This window comes from Blastococcus sp. SYSU D00868 (assembly GCF_054050575.1).
Map to the genome: position 1 here is coordinate 1 of NZ_JBJGZO010000003.1, position 16,602 is coordinate 16,602.

A 16,602-nucleotide genomic window follows, 5' to 3' on the forward strand; every position below is an offset into this window, starting at 1 on the left:
TCGCGAGAGGGACCGGGCCGACGGTGTGGTGCCGGTGTGCCGGGGCGGGGCCCCGGCCCGTCAGGTCAGCTGCAGCCGCTGGTGGAGCCGCAGCCCTCGCAGACGTAGCAGCTGCCGGCCGGGCGCATCTTCGTGCCGCAGGTCATGCACAGCGGCGCGTCGGTGACGTTGCCGGTCACGATCTCCAGCAGCTCGGCCGAGGAGTGGGCCTCCTTGACGTCCTTCTTGACCGCCTCGGGCTTCGCGGGGGCCTCGGTCGGCACCGAGCCGCGCAGCGCCTCGACGTCGACCTCCTCCTCCTCGACCACCGCGGCGGTCGAGGCCGGGGTGTCGTAGCCGGCGACCTGTGCGGCCCGCTCCTCGGCGCTGAAGATGCCGAGGTTGGCCCGCTTGTCCACCGGCAGGTGGTCCAGCGCCAGGCGGCGGAAGATGTAGTCCATCACCGACTGGGCGATCCGGATGTCCGGGTCGTCGGTCATGCCGGCCGGCTCGAAGCGCATGTTGGTGAACTTCTGGATGTAGGTCTCCAGCGGCACACCGTGCTGCAGCGCGATCGAGATGCCGATCGAGAAGGCGTCCATGACGCCGGCGAGGGTCGAGCCCTGCTTGCCGAGCTTCAGGAAGACCTCGCCGAGGCTGCCGTCCTCGTACATGCCGGCGGTCATGTAGCCCTCGGCGCCGGCGACGCTGAACGACGTCGTCATGCTGGTGCGCTTCTTGGGCAGCCGCTTGCGCACCGGGTGCGACATCGCGGCGGGGGCCGCGGCGGCCTCCTCGACCTTCGCCTCGCTCTTCTTGGCCTTGGCGTCGGAGAGCGGCTGACCGACCTTGCAGTTGTCGCGGTAGATCGCCAGCGCCTTGAGGCCGAGCTTCCAGCCCTGGAAGTAGATGTTCTCGACGTCCTCGACGGTCGCCGTCTCCGGCATGTTGACCGTCTTGCTGATCGCGCCGGAGATGAACGGCTGCACCGCGGCCATCATCCGCACGTGGCCCATCGGGCTGATCGCCCGCTCGCCCATGGCGCAGTCGAAGACCTCGTAGTGCTCCGGCCGCAGGCTCGGCGCGTCGACGACGTGCCCGTGCTCGGAGATGTACTCGACGATCGCCTCGATCTGCTCCTCCTGGTAGCCCAGGCTCTTGAGCGCGCGCGGCACGGTCTGGTTGACGATCTGCATGGAGCCGCCGCCGACCAGCTTCTTGAACTTGACCAGCGAGAAGTCCGGCTCGATGCCGGTCGTGTCGCAGTCCATCATGAAGCCGATGGTCCCGGTGGGGGCCAGCACCGAGGCCTGCGCGTTGCGCCAGCCGTTGTCGGCGCCGATCTCCAGGCACTCCTGCCACTGCGCCGTGGCCGCCTTGAGCACGTCGGCGTCGTCGGCGCCGACCGGGCGGATGGCGTCGTTGGCCGCGGCGTGCTTGCGCATGACCCGGGCGTGCGCGTCGGCGTTGCGGGCGAAGCCCTCGTAGGCGCCGACGATGCCGGCCAGCTCGGCCGAGCGGCGGTAGGCGGTGCCGGTCATCAGCGAGGTGATCGCCGCGGCCAGCGTCTGCCCGCCCCGGGAGTCGTACGCGTGGCCGGTGGCCATGAGCAGCGCGCCCAGGTTGGCGTAGCCGATGCCCAGCTGCCGGTAGGCGCGGGTCGTCTCGCCGATCGGCTCGGTCGGGAAGTCGGCGAAGCAGATGGAGATGTCCATCGCCGTGATGACCAGTTCGACGGCCTTCACGAAGTTCTTCGAGTCGAACGTGCCGTCGTCCTTGAGGAACTTCATGAGGTTCAGCGACGCCAGGTTGCACGAGCTGTTGTCCAGGCTCATGTACTCCGAGCAGGGGTTGGACGCGTTGATCCGGCCCGTCTCGGGGTTGGTGTGCCAGTCGTTGATCGTGTCGTCGTACTGGATGCCGGGGTCGGCGCACTCCCACGCGGCCTGGGTGACCTTGCGGAACAGGTCCTTGGCGTCGACGGTCTCGATGACCGAGCCGTCGAGGCGGGCGCGCAGCCCGAACTCCGTGCCGTCCTCCACCGCGCGCATGAACTCGTCCGAGACCCGGACCGAGTTGTTGGCGTTCTGGTACTGGACGCTGGTGATGTCCTTGCCGCCGAGGTCCATGTCGTACCCGGCGTCGCGCAGCGCGCGGATCTTGTCCTCCTCGCGCGCCTTGGTCGCGATGAACTCCTCGATGTCGGGGTGGTCGATGTCGAGGACGACCATCTTGGCCGCGCGGCGGGTGGCCCCGCCGGACTTGATGGTGCCGGCGGAGGCGTCGGCGCCGCGCATGAAGCTGACCGGGCCAGAGGCGGTGCCGCCGGAGGAGAGCAGCTCCTTGGAGGAGCGGATCCGGGAGAGGTTCAGGCCGGCGCCGGAGCCGCCCTTGAAGATCAGCCCCTCCTCCCGGTACCAGTTGAGGATCGAGTCCATCTCGTCGTCGACGGCGAGGATGAAGCAGGCGCTGACCTGCTGCGGCGCGGCGGTGCCGACGTTGAACCAGACGGGGCTGTTGAAGCTGAAGTACTGGTGCAGCAGCATCCAGGTCAGCTCGTGCTCGAAGACCTCGGCGTCGCCCTCGGTGGCGAAGTAGCCGTGCTCGCGGCCGGCCGCGCCGTAGGTGAGCACCACCCGGTCGATGAGCTGGCGCAGGCTGGTCTCGCGCTGCGGCGTGCCGACGGCACCGCGGAAGTACTTCGTGGTGACGATGTTGGTGGCGTTGATGCTCCACTCGGCGGGGAACTCGACGCCACGCTGCTCGAAGTTGATCGAGCCGTCCCGCCAGTTGGTCATGACGACGTCGCGACGCTCCCAGGTCACCTCGTCGTACGGGTGCACCCCGGCGGTCGTGAAGACCCGCTTGACCTTCAGGCCCTTCCCCCGCGCCGGCGCCTTGGCGGCGCGACGCGTCCGGCCCGACAGGCGGTCCTCGGTCTCGGTCACTGAGCTCTCCCTCTGGTTGTGGCTGGCGGCTGGGGAAGAGAGCCGCGCTCTGTTCTATCGGGTGGTGCTGACAGTTCTCAGGTGACGGCGGCGCTGCCGTCGGACGAGTTCGAGCCCCGGGTCCCGCCCCGGCGGCGGCCGGCGGGCGGCTCCGGGTGCATGCCGGGCAGCGGCAGGGTCCCGGCGGTGAGGTGCCGGGCCCGCAGCTCGCTGATCTCCTTCTCGAAGTCCTCGAGCGAGGTGAAGGCCCGGTAGACGCTCGCGAAGCGGAGGTAGGCGACCTCGTCGAGCTCGCGGAGCGGGCGGAGGATCGCCAGCCCGACCTCGTGGGCGGGCACCTCGGCCGCGCCGGTCGCCCGGATCGCGTCCTCCACCTGCTGGGCGAGCTTCTGCAGCTGGTCCTCGTCGACCGGCCGGCCCTGGCAGGCGCGGCGCACGCCGGCGACGACCTTGCTCCGGTTGAACGGCTCGCTCACGCCGCTGCGCTTGACGACGGCGAGCACCGCCTCCTCCACCGTGGTGAAGCGGCGGCCGCAGGCGGGGCAGGACCGGCGGCGGCGCGTCGTCGCGCCCTCGTCGGCCTCCCGGGTCTCGATGACCCGGCTGTCCGGGTTGTGGCAGAAGGGACAGCGCACGGCGGTTCCTCCTCCCCCGGTCCGCACCCCTGCCCCGGCCCGCTCCGCGAGCGACGCCGGGCGCCCGCCGGGGCCCTCTGTGGACCCTCCTGGGGACAACCGGTGCACATCCCGGGGAGGAGCTGAGGACGCCCTGTGGACGGACTTACAGCGGTGCAACTACTAGATGTAGGGGAACCCTAGGTCCGGCTCCACTAGATGTGCAAGCGCAACGCGGCGTGGCGTGTTCCCCTGCAACACGCTCGTGACCAGCGGCGGTCAGACACACCAGCCGTCACACGGACACGCCGACGGCGACCGCGCGCAGCGTGCGCGACGGCCCTCCAGCGGTGTATGGCGTGTCGGCTCGCGGGGCGTCAGCAGGACGCGGCGGAGGTGCGCCGCGACCACGCGGCGACGTCCTCCACCCGGATGGGCCGGGTGAGCAGGTCGGCGGCCGGCGGGCCGGCGAGGGTGTCGTCGGCGCGGTGGCGACCGGCGCCCGCGGGGGCGCGGTGACGGCCCGGGGCCGCCGCGGCGTCGGCGCAGCGGACCGCCGGCAGCTCGGCGGTGAGGTCGCTGGCGTGCCGACGTCGCCGCCCGGCGGCGCGGCCGGCCGGACCGGTCGCCAGCAGCCCGCGGAGCTCGGCGCGGCTCATCACGACCGTCTCCGCGGGTGGCGGCGCCGCGGCCGGCGCGGGTGCGGCCCCCGCCGGGACCGCGTCCCGCTCGGGCAGCCGGACCGCGGGCAGCTCCACCCACCGCTCCTGCCGGTGGCCGCCCTGGCCGACGCGCACCTGCGCCTGACATCCGCCGGCCTCGTCGTGCCGCCAGCCGAGGACGGCGCCGGGCACCCAGGAGCCCGCCACGAACACCTCGGCGTCGAGGGGCTGGGCGATGGTGACCGCTGCTCGGCCGCGCACGTCTACTGGCACGAGCGAGACGGTAGGTCGGCTCCCCCGCTCCTCCCGGGCAGGACGCCGCCCCGAGGGTTGACGAAGATCGCGCTCCCGAATCGTGGATGTCGCGACCCGGCGCGCCGCGGTCACGGGACCTCGAGCACCTGGCCGGCCACGACGACGGCGCCCTCGAGGTCGTTGAGCCGTTCGATCGCGTCGACGACGGCCCGCACGTCCTCGCCCGGGTCGGCCACCGCCGTGGCGATCGACCACACGGTGTCCCCCGGCTGGACGACGACGCTGCTGCCCCCGGCCAGCTCCAGCTCCCCGCCGGGACCGAGCAGTGCCGACAGCACGAGGAAGGCGAGGGCGGCCACGCCGAGGGCGAGCGCCCCGAGGACGCACCTCCCGCGCCGGGTCAGCCGGACCGGCGACCGCACCGGCCGCGGCCGCGACGCCCCGGCGGGACGGCCGGGGCCCGGACGCGCGGGGCGCACCTCCAGGCGCACCGGTCGCGCCCCGGGACGGACCGCGTCCCGGCGCAGCGGCGGGGCGCCGGCCACCGGCCCCGCCGCGCGGACCGCCGGACGGCCGCCCGCGCGCTCGCCCAGCGGGCGCACCGGGCCGGCCACCCGCAGCCCCGTGCCCCGCTGCCCCGCGGGGACCCCGCCCGACCCGTCCACGCCCCATCCGGGGACCGCCGCCCCGCGCGCCCTGCCAGCCACCCAGCGCCTCCTCCGCCACCGCCCGCGGCCGCACCCGCGGGTTCGAACAGCCGTTCGATCCGAACGTCTGTGCGATGTCTACCGCACCGGGCCGACAGGATCGACCCGACACGAGCGGATTTCGAACATGTGTTTGAGGACGGCGCCCCGACGCGCTACCGTCCGACTGGGCACCACCGCCGGACGGCGGCCGCGGCACGGACACGGCAGGCGGCCACGGGGGTGGACGGACGAGCCGTGGCGACACGGCCGGCGAGGAGGAGACGTGGCGGGCACGAGCGGGACGTCGGGGGGACGCGGCGGGTCGCGCCGCGCGGGCGGCACGACGACCGGGCCGACGCCGGCCGTGGCCAGGGAGGTGCGGACCTTCCCGGACCGGGGCGAGGCGGGCGACGGGCTGACCCAGCGGCAGCGCCGCGTGCTGGAGGTCATCCGCGACTCCATCGACCGCCGCGGCTACCCGCCGTCGGTGCGCGAGATCGGCGAGGCCGTGGGCCTGTCCTCGGCCTCCTCGGTGGCCCACCAGCTCTCCGTCCTGCAGAAGAAGGGCTGGCTGCGGCGCGACCCGAACCGCCCCCGGGCCCTCGACGTGCGGCTCCCCGGCGAGATCGCGGCCGCCACCGGCGCGACCGCCGCCCCGCCGCCGGTGGCCGAGGACACGGCGAGCCCCGCGCCGACCTACGTGCCGCTGGTCGGCCGCATCGCCGCCGGTGGCCCGGTGCTGGCCGAGCAGGCCGTGGAGGACGTCTTCCCGCTGCCCCGCGAGCTGGTCGGCGAGGGCACCCTCTTCATGCTGAAGGTCACCGGTGACTCGATGATCGAGGCGGCGATCTGCGACGGCGACTGGGTCGTCGTGCGGCAGCAGCCGACCGCCGAGAACGGCGAGATCGTCGCCGCGATGATCGACGGCGAGGCGACGGTGAAGACCTACAAGCGCAAGGACGGGCACGTGTGGCTGCTGCCGCACAACCCCGCCTACGAGCCGATCCCCGGCGACGACGCGACCGTCCTCGGCCGCGTGGTCACCGTCCTGCGGCGCGTCTGACCCCGGCTCCGGCGGGCCGCCCGCGGCCGCGCCGGGTCAGGGGCGGGGCGCCCCGCCGGGGGGCGCGCCGCGGCGGCGGAACCGGCCGAGCAGCCAGACGACCAGGGTGGCCACCACGACGGCGACCGCGCCCGCGGCCGCCGGGGAGACGCCGTCGTCGGACCCGGTGAGCACGTCGTCGAGGGAGCCGTCCGGCGCGCCCGTGGCGCCGGACGCCGCGGTCCCCGCCGGCACCGGGACGACGGTGACCGCGCTGGGCAGCCCCTCGCTGGCCACCACGAGCGAGGCGCCGTCGGCGGAGAAGCTGATCGCCTCCCCCTGCGGCGACTCCGGCAGCGCGATCCGCGTGGGCTCCGCCGCCAGCGCGCCGGCCACGTCCGACCCGGCCAGCGGCCACACGTACGCGTCGGTGTAGGTGCGCAGCGCCAGCGCCGAGCCGTCGGCCGCGACCGCTCCCCCGGTGACGAGCAGCTGGCCGGCGCGGCCGACCGGCCCGCCGGGGGTGCCGGTGAGGGTCAGGTCCACCGAGGCCACCTCGACCAGGCCCACGGTGCCGGCCTCCTCGAGCGCGGCCACCGGCCGGTAGACGTCGCTGGAGCCGAGCACCTCCTTGGTCACGATGTAGGGCGTGCCGTCGGGGGCGAGCAGCAGGGCCTCGGCGTCGTGGGGCCCGTCGGGATAGGTGAGCCGGTACACCGCGGTGGAGCCGTCCGGGCGGAGGGCGAGCAGCGCGACCGTCGACCGGTTGCCGGTGTTGTCGCCGGTGTCGGCGAGCCAGACCGTCCCGTCGCCGCCGACCGCGAGGTCCTCGGGGTCGTAGGGGTCCACGGCGGCGGTGTGCACGCCGGTGACCCGGCACGTGGGGTCGACGACGTGCACGGCGACCTGGTCACCGCCGTCGTTGATGGCCAGCATCGTGCCGTCGGCGCCGACCACGAGCCCGGACAGCTCCGTCAGGCCCGGATCGGTGATCTCGCACTGCACGACCGGGTCGGGGGCGGCCTCCGCGCGCGCGGCCGGGGCGGTGACCGCGGAGGCGGCGAGCGGGCCGGCGGTCAGGACCGCGACGGTCAGCGCGGCCTGCGCCGGGAACCGCGCCGTCCGCGCGCGGTCACGACAACAGACGGCCTGCTCGGGCACCCACCCAGCGTGACAGGACCTTCGCGTCCAGCGCGTGAACCACGCCCAACAGCACGACGCCCACGGCCGCCCCCACCACGGCGTCGCTCAGCCAGTGGAAGTCCAGCGCGATCATGGCCAGCGCGCACAGCACCGGCCCGACCACCGCCAGGCCCCAGAAGAGGCGCTGCAGCCACGGCGCGAGGCCGTACTGCACCGCCTGCCACCGGGCGACGCCCCACAGCAGCACCGCGTTGGCCAGGTGCCCGGAGGGGAAGGACTGGCCGTCGGGGTGGTGCAGGAAGTCGCCGGCGTGCCCGGGGGCGGTCCGCCCGATCGCGTACTTGAGGCTGTACACCGCGACCGTCAGCAGGACGAGCGCGACGACCACCCGCAGCAGCGGGCGCAGCGTGCGCTGGCGCACGGCGAGCGTTCCGACCAGGGCGACGAGGACGACCAGCACGGTCCCCCGCCCGCCGATCTGGGTCACCCAGTACAGCGGGTCGTAGGCGGCCGAGTCACGCAGCCCCCAACCGCCGACCGTGTCCGAGACCCAACCGTCGACGTCGCGGGTGAGGCCGTGGAGGAGCAGGTCGACCGTGAGGAGGGTGCCGACGACGAGCGCCGCGACCAGCGCCCACCACGGCGGCCGGCCGGTCGACACGACGGGCGGGTGCTCGGGCACCGGACGCCCGCCGGACGGGGCGCCCGGCGACCGTCGCACCACGCCACTGGTCACCGGGTCACGGTACCGGCGCCGTGACCGACCCGTGACCTGGGCGGGTCGACGGGCGCGGCGCGCCGCCCGGTCAGGCGACCGGGACGGCGTACCCGTCCAGCGCCGCGGCGAGGCCGCCGTCGACGCGCGCGGTCAGCCGGGTGCCGCCCGCCTCGTGGCTCTCGCTGAGCACCTCGCCGTCGCGGTGGACCCGGGCGACGAGGTCGCCGCGGTCGTAGGGCACCAGGACGTCGACCTCGGTGTCCGGGTGCGGCAGCCGGGCGGCGACGATCTCGCGGAGCCGGTCGATCCCCTCGCCCGTCCGGGCCGACACCCACACCGCGCCGGGCAGCGCCTGCCGCAGCGTGAGGACGTCGTCCTCGCTCATGGCGTCGACCTTGTTGACCACGATCAGCTCGGGGACCGACGAGGCGTCGATCTCCTGCAGCACCACGTGGACGGCGTCGATCTGGCCGAGCGGGTCGGGGTCGGAGCCGTCGACGACGTGCAGGAGCAGGTCGGCGCCGGCCACCTCCTCCAGGGTGGAGCGGAAGGCGTCGACCAGCTGGTGCGGCAGGTGCCGGACGAAGCCGACGGTGTCGGTGAGGGTGTACTCCCGCCCGTCGGGGGACTCCGCCCGGCGCACCGTCGGGTCCAGGGTGGCGAACAGCGCGTTCTCCACCAGGACCCCGGCGCCGGTCAGCCGGTTGAGCAGGCTGGACTTACCGGCGTTGGTGTAGCCGGCGATCGCCACGCTGGGGACCGCGTTGCGGCCGCGGTTGGCCCGCTGGGTCTGCCGCGCGGTCGCCATGCCGGCGATCTCCCGGCGCAGCTTGCTCATCCGGGAGCGGATGCGCCGCCGATCGGTCTCGATCTTGGTCTCACCGGGGCCGCGGGTCCCGATCCCGCCACCGCCGGCGACCCGGCCACCGGCCTGCCGGGACATCGACTCACCCCAGCCGCGCAGCCGCGGCAGCATGTACTGCATCTGCGCGAGCTCGACCTGGGCCTTGCCCTCCCGGCTGCTCGCGTGCTGGGCGAAGATGTCGAGGATCAGCGCCGTCCGGTCGACGACCTTGACCTTGAGGATCTTCTCCAGCGCGTTCAGCTGGCCGGGGGTCAGCTCACCGTCGCAGATGACGGTGTCAGCGCCGGTCGCGGCGACGATGTCGCGGATCTCGTTGGCCTTGCCGGAGCCCACGTAGGTCCCGGCGTCGGGCGTCTGGCGCCGCTGGCTGACCGCCTCGAGGACCTGCGAGCCGGCGGTCTCCGCCAGGGCGGCGAGCTCGGCCAGCGAGCGGTCGGCGTCGGCCTGCGTCCCCTCGGTCCACACCCCGACGAGGACGACGCGCTCGAGCCGCAGCTGGCGGTACTCGACCTCGGTGATGTCGGCGAGCTCGGTGGACAGCCCCGCGACGCGGCGCAGCGCGCCGCGCTGCTCGAGGTCGTAGCTGCCGGTCGTGTCGTCGGGCTCGTCCCACTGGCCGGCCGGCGCCGGGCGCAGGTCGGCGGCGCGGGACTCGTCGGCGGGGAGGTGCTCGGGAGCGGTCGTCATCGGCTCCAGCGTGGCATGCCCCTCGCGTCGGGGCACCTGAGTTGTCGCTTCTGTGGAGATCACTGCTCGTGTCATCGCCCGGTACAACACCGGAGGGCCCCGCATGCATCCCGCCGCGGCGGGGGTAGTGGCTCCCCAGCACCCAGCGACGAGGAGGCACCCGTGAGCACCAGCAGCAGCGAGGGGATCGACGACCCGGGCCGCGACCCGGCCGGGCTCGACCCGCCGCGCAACCCCTTCGGCGGCGCGGACCAGGACACCGGCCGCGGGGAGCCGCGCGGCACCGGCAACGTGGGGCCCGGGGACAAGCCGGAGGCCCCCACGGACGAGCCGGAGACCCGGGCCGACAGCCCCGACGACCCCTGACCCGGCCGGCCGGTCACCCCCGGGGCGCCGGCTCCCGGAGCCACTCCGCGGTGAGCTCGCCGGCCGCGACGACGACGGCGGGGCCGCGCAGCACGGTGGTCTCCGGCGCGACGTCCACCGTCAGCCGGCCGCCGGGCACGTCGACCACGACGGTCCCGGCGGTCGCGCCGCCGGCGGCCAGCGCGGCGTAGGCCGCGGCGCAGGCACCCGTGCCGCAGGACCGGGTCTCCCCCACCCCGCGCTCGTGCACCCGCAGCCGGACGTGCGCGTCCGTGCCCTCGACGCCCCCGCCCTCGCCCGCCGCGCGCAGCACGGTGACGAGCTCGACGTTGACGCCCTCGGGGAACAGCGCCGGGTCGAACCGCGGCGGGACGGTCAGGTCGAGCGCGTCGAGGTCGGCATCGGTCAGGCACGCCAGGTGCGGGTTCCCCATCGACACGGCCAGCCCCTCGAACCGCCGCCCGGCGACCTCGGCGGAGCCGCGGCCGAACTCCCGGGCGGGGCCCATGTCGACCCAGTAGGTGCCGTCGGCTGCGGCGCCCACCCGCCGCGGACCGCCCCGGGTGCCGATCCAGACGCCGTCGGCGCAGGCGGCGCGGTCGAGCAGGCCCTCGGTGACCAGCACGTGCAGGAACAGCCGCACCCCGTTGCCGCACATCTCCGCCAGCGACCCGTCGGCGTTGCGGTGGTCCATGAACCACTCGCACCGGCCCAGGTCGTCGCCGAGCACCGCGGCCGCGTCGGGCACGTGCTCGCTGCGCACCACCCGCAGCACGCCGTCCCCGCCCAGGCCGGCGCGGCGCTCGCAGAGCCGGCGGACCATGGCGGCGTCCAGCCGGTCCTCCGGCCACCGGTCGCCGTCGGGGTCGGGCAGGACGACGAAGTCGTTCTCCGTGCCGTGCCCCACCAGGACCCGGTCGCGCGCGCTCACGCCCCCAGGGTACGGCCGGTGATCACCGCGGCGACGGCGTCGGCCAGGTCGGGGCGGGCGGCGTCGAACCAGGTGGTGGCGGCGTCCCGGCGGAACCAGGACCGCTGGCGCCGGACGAACCGCCGGGTGGTCGCGACGGTCCGCTCGCGCGCCTCCTCGGCGGTGAGGACGCCGTCGAGCTGGGCCAGCACCTGGGCGTAGCCGAGGGCCCGCGAGGCGGTGGGCCCCTCGCGCAGCCCGTCGGCGGCCAGCGCCTCGACCTCCGCGACGAACCCGGCGTCCCACATGCGGTCCACCCGCCGCGCGACCCGCTCGTCCAGCTCGGCCGGGTCGCGGTCCAGCCCGACGACGACGGCCGGGTAGTGCGGCCGCGGCTCGGGCAGGGTCGCCCGGAAGGGGCCGCCGGTCAGCTCGACGACCTCCAGCGCCCGCACGATCCGCCGTCCGTTGCTCGGCAGCACCGCGGCGGCCGCCGCGGGGTCCACCTCGGCCAGGCGGGCGTGCAGCGCGGCCGGGCCGAGGTCGGCCAGCTCGGCGTCCAGCCGGGCCCGCACGGCCGGGTCGGTGCCCGGGAAGTCCAGCTCGTCGAGGACGGCGCGCACGTACAGGCCCGACCCGCCGACCAGCAGCGGCACCACCCCCGCCGCGCGCAGCCGGTCCACCTCGCCGCGGGCGCGGTCCCGGTACTCGGCCACCGACGCCGGCTGCCGCACGTGCCACAGGTCGAGCAGGTGGTGCGGGACGCCGCCGCGCTCGGCGGCGTCGGGCTTGGCGGTGCCGATGTCCATGCCGCGGTACAGCTGCATGGAGTCGGCGTTGACGACCTCGCCGCCGAGGCGGGAGGCGAGCGCGACGGCGAGCGCGGTCTTGCCCGTCGCGGTGGGGCCGACGACGGCGACCACCGGCGGGGCGGCGGCCGGCGCGCTCACGGTGCAGTCACGGCGCCGTCACCGCGCCGTCCAGGAGCCGACGAGGTACCCGACGCCCAGCGGCGCCTCGTCGAGGCGCAGCTCGGCGGTCACCTCGCGGCCGGCGACCGCCCGGCCGACGGCCCGCCACACCGGCACGCCGGCCGCCAGCAGGCGCTCGCCCTCCGCCTCGTCGAGCGCGGCGAGGGCGGCGGCGTCGCCGGCGGCGAGCGCGGCCGCCACCGCGGCGTCGAACGGGGCCGCCGCGTCGTCCAGGTAGCCCGGCGCCTTGACGCTGCGGCGGGCCGAACCGTCGCCGAGGGCCAGCACGCCGGTGGTCCCGGGCAGCCCGGCCAGGACGTCGCCGAGCTCGGCCGGGCCGACGCCCAGGCGCGGCCCCCCGTGACCCGCCTGGTCCAGCAGCCAGGCGCCGACCGTCAGCGCCGCCGGCGTGCGCCGCCCGTCGGGCCGCACCCGGCCGGCGAAGGGGACCTCCACGTCGACGCCGAAGCCGCGCAGGTCGCCGACGTCGCCGGAGCCGTAGCGGCCGGCCGCGCCCGGGCCCACGACGACGACGGTGTCCGGGCCCGCCGCGAGCAGCGCGTCGACCGCCGCCGCGCAGGCCGCCCGCAGCGCGGCGGTCTCCGGCGCGGGCCGGCCCTCCACCGCCGGGAGCAGCAGCGGCGTGCACGGGCAGAACGCGACCGACAGCGGCGCGGCCGGGGCCGGGACCGGCGAGCCGGCCTGTTCAGTCGTCACCGCAGCAGTGTCGCCGATGCGACGTGGGACACTGCGGTGCGTGTCGAGCACGGAGAGCCCCGCAGACGGTTCGCAGCAGGTCCCCCAGCCGTCCGAGGTCGCTGAGACGGCCGGTCCCGAGGCGGCGTCCGAGGCGGTGACCCCGGAGGCGGGGACCCCCGCGGCGCCCACGCCGGCGGCGGCGGAGCTGGCGGACCCGACGGCCACCGGGACCAGCACCGAGAACACTCCCGAGGCCACTCCCGAGGCCGCCCCGGAGACCGCCCCGGACCCCGCGGCGGAGGCCGCGCCCGAGGTGCCGGTGCCCGCGGAGGCCGCCGCCGCGGCCGCGCCCGCCCCGGACGGCGTCCCGGCCCACCACGCCGGGGAGCCGGCGTCGGCACCGGCCTCGGACCCCACCGCCTGGGGGCGGGTGGACGACGAGGGCACGGTCTACGTCCGCACCGCCGAGGGCGAGCGCGTGGTCGGGTCGTGGCAGGCGGGCGACCCCGCCGCCGGGCTGGCCCACTTCGGCCGGCGCTACGACGACCTGGCCACCGAGGTCGCCCTGCTGGAGGCGCGGCTCAAGGCGCACACCGGCAACCCGAGCGAGCTCAAGTCCAAGGCGCAGGAGCTGGCGGAGCGGATCCCCACCGCCACCGCCGTCGGCGACCTGGACGGCCTGGCCGCCCGGGCGCGGGCCATGGTGGAGACGGCGGACTCCGCGGCCGCCGAGTCGCGGGCGGAGCGGGCCGCGGCGCGGGCCGCGCAGATCGCGCGCAAGGAGGCCCTCGCCGCCGAGGCCGAGCAGATCGCCGCCGACTCCACCGCGTGGAAGGCCGCCGGCGACCGGCTCAAGGCCATCGTCGAGGAGTGGAAGACCATCCGCGGCATCGACCGGAAGACCGACGAGGCGCTGTGGCAGCGGTTCGCCGCCGCCCGCGACGCGTTCGGCCGCCGCCGCGGCGCGCACTTCGCCGCCCTCGACGCGCAGCGCAGCGAGGCCCGCGCGGCCAAGCAGGAGCTGATCGCCGAGGCGCAGCGGCTGTCGACGTCCACCGAGTGGGGCCCGACCAGCGCGGCCATGCGCTCGCTGATGGACCGCTGGAAGCAGGTGCCCCGCACCGGCCGCGACGGCGACGACGACCTGTGGAAGCAGTTCCGCGCCGCCCAGGACGTCTTCTTCGCCGCCCGCGCGGAGTCGGACAAGGCCCGCAACAGCGCCGAGCTGGCCAACCAGCAGGCCAAGGAGGAGATCCTCGCCGAGGCCGAGAAGCTCGACCCGAGCAAGGACCTGCGCGGCGCGCAGAACGCGCTGCGCAAGCTGCAGGAGCGCTACGACGCCATCGGCCACGTGCCGCGCAGCGCCATGCGGACGCTGGAGGACCGGATGCAGGCGGTCGAGCAGCGGGTCCGCGGCGCCGCCGACGCCGGCCGGGTGCGCACCGCGCCGGAGAACCCGATGGTCACCTCCATGCGGGCCGCGGTCACGAAGGCCGAGGAGCAGCTGGCCAAGGCGGAGGCGTCGGGTGACGCGCGCCGCATCGCCGAGGCGCAGGCCAACCTCGCCACCCGCCAGGAGTGGCTGGCCGAGGCGGAGAAGGCCGCCTCGTCCTCCCGCCGGTAGCGCCCGGTCGCCAGGAGGGCTCCCGTCCGGTGCGGACGGGGGCCCTCTCGCGTGGGGTCAGCAGCCGGCGGACACCGGCAGGGGCTCGGGCACACCGATCCGCGGCATGCCGAGCAGCACGCCGGGGGTGGTCGGCCGGGTGCCCGCCTCGTGCGCGTCGCCCGCGCGGGTGCGACGGTGGGACAGCAGCGGGCCGTCGGCGACGAGGTGGTGCGGCGCCGCCTGGGTGACCACGGTCTCGACGACGTCGCCGGGGCGCACCCCGTCCGCCGCCGTGAAGTGCACCAGCCGGCCGTCGCGGGCGCGGCCGGACAGCCGGCCGGTGCGCGCGTCCTTGCTGCCCTCGCCGGCGGCGACGAGCAGCTCGACGCCGCGGCCGACCTGCGCGCGGTTCTCCGCCCAGCTGATCTCGTCCTGGAGCGCGGTCAGCCGCAGGTAGCGCTCCTGGACGACCTCCTTGGGCAGCTGGTCGTCCATCTCCGCGGCGGGCGTGCCGGGCCGCTTGGAGTACTGGAAGGTGAAGGCGCTGGCGAAGCGGGCGGCCCGGACGACCTCGAGGGTCTGCTCGAAGTCGGCCTCGGTCTCGCCGGGGAACCCGACGATGATGTCGGTCGTGATCGCGGCGTCGGGCATCGCGGCGCGGACGCGGTCGATGATCCCCAGGTAGCGCTCCTGCCGGTAGGCGCGGCGCATCCGGCGCAGCACGTCGTCCGACCCCGACTGCAGCGGCATGTGCAGCTGGTGGCAGACCGCCGGCGTCTCGGCCATCGCGGCGATGACGTCGTCGGTGAACTCGCGCGGGTGCGGGCTGGTGAACCGGATCCGCTCCAGGCCCTCGATCGCACCCGTCGCGCGGAGCAGGTCGGCGAAGGCGCCCTGCTCGCCGAACTCGACGCCGTAGGCGTTCACGTTCTGGCCGAGCAGCGTCACCTCGAGCACGCCCTGGTCGACCAGGGCCTGCACCTCGGCGAGGATCTCGCCCGGCCGCCGGTCCTTCTCCCTGCCGCGCAGCGCGGGGACGATGCAGAACGTGCAGGTGTTGTTGCAGCCGACGCTGATCGAGACCCAGCCGGCGTAGGCCGAGTCCCGCCTCGCCGGCAGCGTCGAGGGGAAGACCTCCAGCGCCTCGGCGATCTCCACCTGCGCCTCGGCGTTGTGCCGCGCCCGCTCCAGCAGCGCCGGCAGCGAGCCCACGTTGTGGGTGCCGAAGACGACGTCGACCCACGGCGCGCGCCGCACGATCTCGCCGCGGTCCTTCTGCGCCAGGCAGCCGCCGACGGCGATCTGCATGCCCGGCCGGGCGTCCTTCACCGGCCGCAGGTGCCCGAGGTTGCCGTACAGCCGGTTGTCGGCGTTCTCCCGGACCGCACAGGTGTTGAGGACGACGACGTCGGCGTCGTCCTCCTCCGCGGCCGCGGTGTACCCGGCGGCCTCCAGCAGGCCGGCGAGCCGCTCGGAGTCGTGCACGTTCATCTGGCACCCGTAGGTGCGCACCCGGTAGGTGCGGGCGGGCGCCGGGTCCTCGAGGGGGGCGGTTGCGCTGTCCATGTCGCCGTCGAGGGTACGGCGACCCTGCCCGCACCCGGCTTCGTTCCCGAATCGTGACGGCTGCGGTCGCCCGCGGGACGACGGTCACCCTAGGGTCCGGGTTGTGACCGGCATCACAGCAGCTCGCCCGCTCGTGCAGCTCACCGGCGTGCAGAAGTGGTTCGGGGAGCTGCACGTCCTGCAGGACATCGACCTGGAGATCGACGCCGGCGAGGTCGTCGTCGTCATCGGCCCGTCCGGCTCGGGCAAGTCGACGCTGTGCCGGGCGATCAACCGGCTCGAGCCGATCCAGCAGGGCGAGATCCGCATCGACGGCGAGCTGCTGCCCGAGGAGGGCCGGGCGCTGGCCAAGCTGCGCGCCGACGTCGGCATGGTGTTCCAGAGCTTCAACCTGTTCGCCCACAAGACCGTGCTGGAGAACGTCACGCTCGGCCCGGTGAAGGTCCGGCGGCGGTCGAAGGCGGAGGCCGAGAAGCGGGCGCGGGAGCTGCTCGACCGCGTGGGGGTCGGCAGCCAGGCGGACAAGTACCCCGCCCAGCTCTCCGGGGGCCAGCAGCAGCGGGTGGCCATCGCCCGCGCGCTCGCCATGGACCCGAAGGTGATGCTCTTCGACGAGCCGACGTCGGCGCTGGACCCGGAGATGATCAACGAGGTCCTCGACGTCATGACCTCCCTCGCGCGCGACGGCATGACGATGGTCGTGGTCACCCACGAGATGGGCTTCGCCCGCCGGGCGGCCAACCGCGTCGTGTTCATGGACGGCGGCCGGATCCTCGAGTCGGCCGAGCCCGAGACGTTCTTCACCCGCCCGACCTCGGACCGGGCCAGGGACTTCCTCTCCAAGATCCTCACCCACTGATCCCCGCCCTGACCCGAGAGGAG

15 protein-coding genes are annotated in these 16,602 nt (G+C 75.3%); 4 read left to right on the top strand and 11 right to left on the bottom strand.

Annotated features, from left to right (window positions below; all coding sequences use genetic code 11):
- Positions 1-65: 65 nt before the first annotated feature.
- The 4 genes from ACI79F_RS03340 to ACI79F_RS03355 form a co-directional block, all read right to left on the bottom strand.
- Complete coding sequence (locus tag ACI79F_RS03340) at positions 66-2,927, bottom strand: vitamin B12-dependent ribonucleotide reductase (RefSeq protein ID WP_456546428.1); 2,862 nt, start codon at positions 2,925-2,927, stop codon at positions 66-68.
- Positions 2,928-3,004: 77 nt separating this feature from the next.
- Entirely contained in the window at positions 3,005-3,562 is a 558-nt protein-coding gene (gene nrdR, locus ACI79F_RS03345; protein WP_456546429.1) for a transcriptional regulator NrdR, read from the bottom strand.
- A 356-nt stretch (positions 3,563-3,918) separates the two neighbouring features.
- Positions 3,919-4,476, bottom strand: coding sequence for a hypothetical protein (locus ACI79F_RS03350; RefSeq protein ID WP_456546430.1), 558 nt, complete (start codon positions 4,474-4,476; stop codon positions 3,919-3,921).
- Positions 4,477-4,586: 110 nt separating this feature from the next.
- Entirely contained in the window at positions 4,587-5,123 is a 537-nt protein-coding gene (locus ACI79F_RS03355) for a LysM peptidoglycan-binding domain-containing protein (RefSeq protein WP_456546431.1), read from the bottom strand.
- A gap of 307 nt (positions 5,124-5,430) precedes the next feature.
- Here ACI79F_RS03355 and lexA point away from each other — a divergent pair, with 307 nt between their 5' ends.
- Positions 5,431-6,210: a transcriptional repressor LexA gene (gene lexA, locus ACI79F_RS03360; RefSeq protein WP_456546432.1), complete on the top strand. Its 780-nt coding sequence runs from the start codon at positions 5,431-5,433 to the stop codon at positions 6,208-6,210.
- Positions 6,211-6,246: 36 nt separating this feature from the next.
- On the opposite strand, the gene ACI79F_RS03365 is transcribed toward lexA, so the two are convergent.
- From ACI79F_RS03365 to hflX, 3 genes are all read right to left on the bottom strand, one after another.
- Positions 6,247-7,350, bottom strand: coding sequence for a hypothetical protein (locus tag ACI79F_RS03365; protein WP_456546433.1), 1,104 nt, complete (start codon positions 7,348-7,350; stop codon positions 6,247-6,249).
- The gene (locus ACI79F_RS03370; protein ID WP_456546434.1) at positions 7,322-8,068 is read right to left on the bottom strand and encodes a phosphatase PAP2 family protein; all 747 of its coding nucleotides are present in this window, start codon (positions 8,066-8,068) and stop codon (positions 7,322-7,324) included. The genes ACI79F_RS03365 and ACI79F_RS03370 overlap by 29 nt, the downstream gene beginning before the upstream one ends.
- 70 nt (positions 8,069-8,138) lie before the next feature.
- Positions 8,139-9,602 carry a GTPase HflX gene (gene hflX, locus ACI79F_RS03375; RefSeq protein WP_456546435.1) on the bottom strand — a complete coding sequence of 488 codons (1,464 nt, stop codon included), beginning with the start codon at positions 9,600-9,602 and terminating at the stop codon, positions 8,139-8,141.
- Between the two features lie 162 nt (positions 9,603-9,764).
- Here hflX and ACI79F_RS03380 point away from each other — a divergent pair, with 162 nt between their 5' ends.
- Entirely contained in the window at positions 9,765-9,968 is a 204-nt protein-coding gene (locus tag ACI79F_RS03380) for a hypothetical protein (protein ID WP_456546436.1), read from the top strand.
- Positions 9,969-9,981: 13 nt separating this feature from the next.
- On the opposite strand, the gene dapF is transcribed toward ACI79F_RS03380, so the two are convergent.
- Genes dapF through ACI79F_RS03395 form a run of 3 tightly spaced genes read right to left on the bottom strand, consistent with a single transcriptional unit; the run spans position 9,982 to position 12,566 of the window.
- The gene (dapF, locus tag ACI79F_RS03385) at positions 9,982-10,899 is read right to left on the bottom strand and encodes a diaminopimelate epimerase (RefSeq protein WP_456546437.1); all 918 of its coding nucleotides are present in this window, start codon (positions 10,897-10,899) and stop codon (positions 9,982-9,984) included.
- Positions 10,896-11,828 (bottom strand): tRNA (adenosine(37)-N6)-dimethylallyltransferase MiaA, encoded by a 933-nt coding sequence (gene miaA, locus ACI79F_RS03390; protein WP_456546438.1) that lies wholly within the window; start codon positions 11,826-11,828, stop codon positions 10,896-10,898. The genes dapF and miaA overlap by 4 nt, the downstream gene beginning before the upstream one ends.
- An 18-nt stretch (positions 11,829-11,846) precedes the next feature.
- A complete protein-coding gene (locus tag ACI79F_RS03395) occupies positions 11,847-12,566 on the bottom strand; it encodes a hypothetical protein (RefSeq protein ID WP_456546439.1) in 720 nt (239 codons plus the stop codon).
- Between the two features lie 40 nt (positions 12,567-12,606).
- Here ACI79F_RS03395 and ACI79F_RS03400 point away from each other — a divergent pair, with 40 nt between their 5' ends.
- Positions 12,607-14,172, top strand: coding sequence for a DUF349 domain-containing protein (locus tag ACI79F_RS03400; RefSeq protein ID WP_456546440.1), 1,566 nt, complete (start codon positions 12,607-12,609; stop codon positions 14,170-14,172).
- Positions 14,173-14,229: 57 nt separating this feature from the next.
- On the opposite strand, the gene miaB is transcribed toward ACI79F_RS03400, so the two are convergent.
- Positions 14,230-15,720: a tRNA (N6-isopentenyl adenosine(37)-C2)-methylthiotransferase MiaB gene (gene miaB, locus ACI79F_RS03405; RefSeq protein WP_456546441.1), complete on the bottom strand. Its 1,491-nt coding sequence runs from the start codon at positions 15,718-15,720 to the stop codon at positions 14,230-14,232.
- Between the two features lie 112 nt (positions 15,721-15,832).
- On the opposite strand from miaB, the gene ACI79F_RS03410 reads away from it, so the two are divergent.
- Positions 15,833-16,579 (top strand): amino acid ABC transporter ATP-binding protein, encoded by a 747-nt coding sequence (locus ACI79F_RS03410; protein ID WP_456546444.1) that lies wholly within the window; start codon positions 15,833-15,835, stop codon positions 16,577-16,579.
- Positions 16,580-16,602 lie beyond the last annotated feature (23 nt).